This is a genomic window from Flavobacterium sp. (assembly GCF_046317795.1).
Lineage (GTDB): Bacteria > Bacteroidota > Bacteroidia > Flavobacteriales > Flavobacteriaceae > Flavobacterium.
The window spans coordinates 21,862-27,861 of the sequence record NZ_JBKCVI010000103.1 but is presented as its reverse complement, the minus strand read 5'-3'; the positions used below and the strand labels follow the sequence as shown (position 1 = coordinate 27,861).

General features: G+C 30.8%; 2 protein-coding genes and 1 pseudogene. 2 read left to right on the top strand and 1 reads right to left on the bottom strand.

All coding sequences use genetic code 11. From position 1 onward, the window contains the following. A pseudogene (locus ACK5ON_RS06330) lies at positions 1-756 on the bottom strand (excinuclease ABC subunit A); the annotation flags it as partial. A 400-nt stretch (positions 757-1,156) separates the two neighbouring features. Between ACK5ON_RS06330 and ACK5ON_RS06325 the strand changes: the two are divergent. After that, positions 1,157-3,013, top strand: a complete 1,857-nt coding sequence (locus ACK5ON_RS06325) for a carbohydrate binding domain-containing protein (protein ID WP_409820907.1) — start codon at positions 1,157-1,159, stop codon at positions 3,011-3,013. Positions 3,014-3,161: 148 nt separating this feature from the next. Then, on the top strand, positions 3,162-5,954 hold the full coding sequence (locus tag ACK5ON_RS06320) for a triple tyrosine motif-containing protein (RefSeq protein WP_409820905.1): 2,793 nt from the start codon (positions 3,162-3,164) through the stop codon (positions 5,952-5,954). The last annotated feature ends 46 nt before the right edge of the window (positions 5,955-6,000 follow it).

Sequence of the window (6,000 nt, the reverse complement as noted above, 5' to 3'; positions counted from 1 at the left end):
AGAGGTACCTAGAGCTGGTAAATAACCAAGTCCTTTGCCCTCCAAAAAAGCAGTTTGTATTGCATCAGCCAATCTGTTGAAGACTTCTTCTTCCTCTTTAACTACAATACGGTCAATGATTAAAAGAATATCTTTATTGTCTAGTGAATGCTGGTCTAGTTCGTCTAAACGCACCATTTCGTTATTCACTAAAATCCGAGCAAAACCTTGTTGCAGAAGAACTTTTAGCTTGTCTTCTAATTTACGGCCTTCTTCAAGATGAATAGGCGATAGGAGCAACCATTTGCTGTCTAATGCAAAGGTTTTTACTTTTACTAGAATATCAGTAACGGTATCTTTTTTTACTTCTTTTCCCGAAATAGGAGAAAATGTTTTACCAATTCGGGCGAAGAGTAATTTTAAATAATCATAAATCTCAGTTGATGTTCCTACTGTTGAACGCGCATTAGTGGTATTCACTTTTTGTTCTATTGCAATGGCTGGCGCAATGCCTTTGATGTATTCCACTATAGGTTTGTCTAATCTTCCTAAAAATTGTCGCGCATAACTGGATAAACTTTCTACATAACGTCGTTGACCTTCAGCATATAAAGTATCGAAAGCTAAACTAGATTTCCCTGAGCCCGATAGTCCTGTTATTACAACCAATTCATTACGGGGTATAACAACATCCAAATTCTTTAGATTGTGAATTTGAGCGCCTTTTATTAAGATGTTTTTTTTCGGTTCTAATGTAGCAATTTCTGAACTCTTCATAGCAAAAAAGTAAATGTTGGCAAAGATAACTAATATGTGTTGAGTAATTATATTATCTAATTCTTGTTTTTGTAATTTGAAGCATATATTATTTTGAAGAACACACAATTTATTAGCATTATTTTTAAGGAAAGTGTTTTTTTTATCTAATTTTAATGATAAATAGTAAATTATGATTCTTATTTATTGGTAAAAGGATAAAAAAACTATACATTACCACAACAAAACATTATTAACATTTTAATAATCGATTTAATAAATATCAATAAAAACAATAGTTTAAGTCACTATTTCAAACGTTTTAGTACTATTTTTAGTTGTATAGTTTTTATATAGTATGATAAAAAAGAAGTTACACAACTACTAATTATATTTGTAATTCAACATAAAAAAATTAATCATGAAAAAAATTACTTATTTGTTATTTGCAATGTTCGCAATCAGCGGCTCTGCACAAAACATTATTACCAATGGTGACTTTGGTAATGGTTTAACTTCTTGGACCACATACTTAGCAGATTTTGCTGGAGTATCTGCAACAATAAACGCAGCCAATAATGAAGCTAATGTGACTGGTATTGCGGGAGCAGGTGGTCAAACATGGCACATTCAACTCAATCAAGAATTGTCTCCATCTCAAATTTCGTCTCTTACAGCTGGTCAAACGTACAAAGTAACTTTTGATGCAAGAGGAACAAGTGCACGTCCATTAAAATTGTATTTTGGTGAAAATGGTGGTGGATTTACTGCTCTACACCAACAAGATTACAACCTTACAACAACTATGACAAATTACGAAGCAACATTCACAGTTGGGCAAACTTTTTCAGCAATGAAATTGGGTTTTGAAGGCGGATTAAGTAATGTTGGTTTTTTCATTGACAATGTGACTTTACAACTTGTTGTAGCGCCACCAGCGCCTTTAGATTTACTTTTAGGTTTTGAAACAACAGAAACTGGTGGTGTAAATGGTGGACCATTTGGTGATGGACCAGCACCTGTAGTTGAAACGGGTACTGGTACAAATACTTCTCAAGTATTGAAAATTGTTGGAAATCCTGCAGGTCAGCCATGGCAAGGTATAAATTTAAATTTGACATCATTGGTTAACTTAACACCTACTAAGACCATGACAATGGATGTTTTTTCTGCTGATCCAATTACATTTTTAGTTAAAGTAACAGGAGGAGTAGGTGGTCCAGCTATAGTAGCTGCTTCAGCTTCGCATCCAGGTGGAAGTACATGGCAAACAATATCTTTCACATTTAATACTTCTCTAGATGGTCAACCAGCACCAGCAAATGGTACATACAGTGGTTTTGTTATACACACCTATTGGGCTCCAGGTGCCGTAGGATTTTTTAATCCAACTGTTCCTACTCCTGCAAGAACGTTTTATGTAGATAATATTAGAGGCCCACTTGGAACGCCTCCTGTAGTTCCTGCTCCAACAACTGCTGCTCCAACACCTCCAAACAGACCTGCTGCTGACGTTAAATCAATTTTTAGTGATGCTTACACGCCAGTCACTACAATAGGTTATTCGGGTGGTGATGATAATACGTACAATACTTCTTGGTGTCCGGGTTCGACAACTTTAATTCAAGTTGCTGGCAACAATACAAATAAGGTTACTGGTTTAGGATGTGAAGGTATTGCCTTTTTAGCAGGAAGATTTGATGCTACTGGGTTTACTCGTTTTCATATAGACATTTGGACGGCTACACCAACTCAAGATAAAGTTTTTAGTTTTAAATTTTCTAACTGGAATAACACTACTGGTGAAACGAATGCATTTGAATATACTGCAACAAATGCTAACGTTTTAACAAGCGGTTCCGAAGGAGCTTGGATTTCTATAGATATTCCTTTTACAGCTTTAAATTGTATTAATACACCTCCAGGAAATGCTTGTCCAAGTGTTAATGATTTTGCTCAATTCGTAATTACATCTAATTTAGACATTGTTTATTATGACAATCTTTATTTGCACAAAAACACCGTACTAGATGCTGAAAATTTTGAACTTTCTAAAGTAAAAATGTATCCAAACCCAGCTACTAATGTTTTAAATATAGAAGCATTAGCTACTGTTGAAAAAGTTGCTGTTTACAATCTTTTGGGACAACAAGTAATTTCAGAAACTCCAAATAAAGAGTTGGTTTCATTAGATGTAGCATCGCTTCAAGTTGGTGTTTATATTGTAAAAACTACTATTGGAGGAACTATTTCTTCTACAAGATTTATTAAAGAATAAGTTTAAGTTATTTTTTTTGAAAAGCACGGGATTTATTCCGTGCTTTTTTTATAAATAAATTAACTATAAATAATAATACTATTTTTAGAATTTGTAATATTGTATTACTATGGCTGATAAGATTTTATTTAACAAAAGATTAATAAGTATGATAATACTAGTAGTATTTACTAGTAGTATTTATGCTCAAGATTTACCCCCAATTGTTAAATATAGTTCTACTACATATACTGCAGGAAATCAAAATTGGATGGTTTCTCAGGATAAAAATCATTTTATTTATTTTGCAAATAATGACGGATTATTAGAATTTAATGGTTCTAATTGGACATTATATAAATCACCAAACGAAACAATTGTTCGATCAGTTAAAGTTATTGGCGATAAAATATTTACTGGATGTTACATGGAATTTGGCTATTGGGTAAGAGAAAAAAACGGAAGACTTCAATACACTTCCTTAAGCCAGAAAATTAAATCTAAAATTAATGTAGATGAACAGTTTTGGAATATATGGAATTATGATCAATGGGTTATTTTTCAATCCCTAGACAAAATTTATATTTATGATACCAAAACTAAAGCTTTCAAAATCGTAACACCACAAAATAATATTTTAAAATCTTTTAAAACCTCAAGCTCTATTTATTATCAAACTGTAAATTACGATTTGTTTGAAATAGAAAATGGGTCAAGTCGGCTTGTATTAAATAGTACATTACTTAAGAACAACAAAATTGTTAATGTTTTTGCTGTTACTGATGGATTGCTAATTCATACTCAATTTGATGGTTTTTATAAATTCACCAATGGGAGTTTAGTGAAATTTAGTACTGAAGCAGATTCAGCTATTTCGTTAAGTAGTATTTATAGCAGTCAAATGCTTGAAAATGGCAACTTTGCTATTGGAACAATCTCTAATGGTGTTTTTATTTTAACAAGAGAGGGAAAGGTAAAATACCATATTACACAAAGTAAAGGATTGAGTAATAACACTGTTTTATCCATTTTTGAGGATATTGATCACAATATATGGCTTGGATTAGATAATGGAATTAATTGTATCAATTTGCAATCTCCAATCCGAAGTTTTTTTGATGATACAGGGGCTTTAGGAACCGTTTATGCTTCTGTTCTTCATAAAGGTAAATTGTATATCGGAACTAATCAAGGTTTATTTTACAAAGATTTTTTGAATGACAGTCAGTTCAAATTTATCAAAGGAACAAAAGGTCAAGTTTGGTCTTTATTTGTTCATGAAGGAAACTTGTTTTGCGGTCATGACTCAGGGACATTTATCATAGAAAATGAGTCTTCTAATCAAATTTTTTCTCAATCGGGAACTTGGAAACTTGAAGTTGTTCCAAATAAAAATAATTTATTGCTTCAAGGAAATTATTATGGAATATCGGTATTGGAGAAAATTAATAATCGCTGGGTTTTTAGAAATAAAATTTCAGGTTTTAGCTACTCCTCTAAACATTTCGAAATTACAAATTCAAATGAAATATATGTAAGTCATGAATACAAAGGTATCTTTCGCTTTCAATTAGACGCTGATTTTAGAAAAGGATCTAAACTATACACTTATCATAAACCTAAAAAAGGGAAAAATTCTGGTCTTTCTAAATTCAATAATGCAATATATTATGCCTACAAGGATGGAATTTTTAAGCTAAATCAAAACACAAAAGAGTTTGAATTTGATAACACCTTAAGCTTAGTTTTTAAAAATAATGAATATACTTCTGGGAAATTAATAATTGACAGTTCAAACAAATTATGGTTATTTACAAAAAATTATATTAACTATTTTACAGTAAATAAATTAAATGCTGAATTAAAGAAAAATGTGATTTCTATTCCATCATCAATTACAAATTCTATGCTGGGATATGAAAATATTACTCAGTTAAACAATTCAAATTATCTTATAGGAACTACTGATGGATATTATACATTTAATATTGATGGATTAAATTTCAAAAATATCAATGTAGTTCTTACAAACATTAGCATCAATAAGCTTAATGGTAAACTAATTAGTTTTCCAATAATTGAGAAAGGAAAATTTTCACATGATGAAAATAATATTACATTTAGCTATACTGTTCCTGGATATAATAAATATATTATTACTGAATATCAATACTTATTAGAAGGATTTCAAGATAATTGGAGCGATTGGAGCTCTAAGTCAACCATTAACTTTAAAAATTTACCACCAGGCGATTATACATTCAAATTACGAACAAAATTAATCAATTCCCAACCAGAAAGTAATGTTGTTTATTCTTTCAAAATATCAAAACCTTGGTACAGAACAAATTTTGCACTAATCATCTATTTCCTCTTAATGTGTGTTTTTGCTTATTATATAAATAAAGCTTATGGAAATTATTATTCAAAACAAAAGCAAAAATTAATAGAAGAAAATAATCTACTGCTTGAAATAAAAGAGTTGGAAAATGAGCAACAATTAATGAAATTAAAAAATGAGCAACTTTCATTGGATGTGAATGAAAAAAATAGAGAGTTAGCTTTATCAACTATGAACTTAATTAAAAAGGATGAGTTACTATCACTAATTAGAGAAGATTTGAAGAAATCGTCCGATGAGTCGAGTTCTAGAAGCATTAAATCAATTATAAATACAACAATAAATAAAAACGTTTCAGTCGACAATGCGTGGAATGTATTCAAAGAAGCATTTGACTCAGCTGATAAAGATTTTTTAAAGAAAGTTAAGCAACAACATCCATCATTAACCCCCAATGATTTGAGACTTTGTGCCTATCTGAGATTGAATTTATCATCAAAAGAAATTGCACCTTTATTAAATATTTCTGTGCGAAGCGTAGAAATTAAACGATATCGTTTGCGTAAAAAAATGGATTTACCACACGAAACTGGCCTTGTTGAATACATTCTTTCAATTTAAAAATCTCTTATTAGTATATATTGCCTATACATAAACTATACAAAGT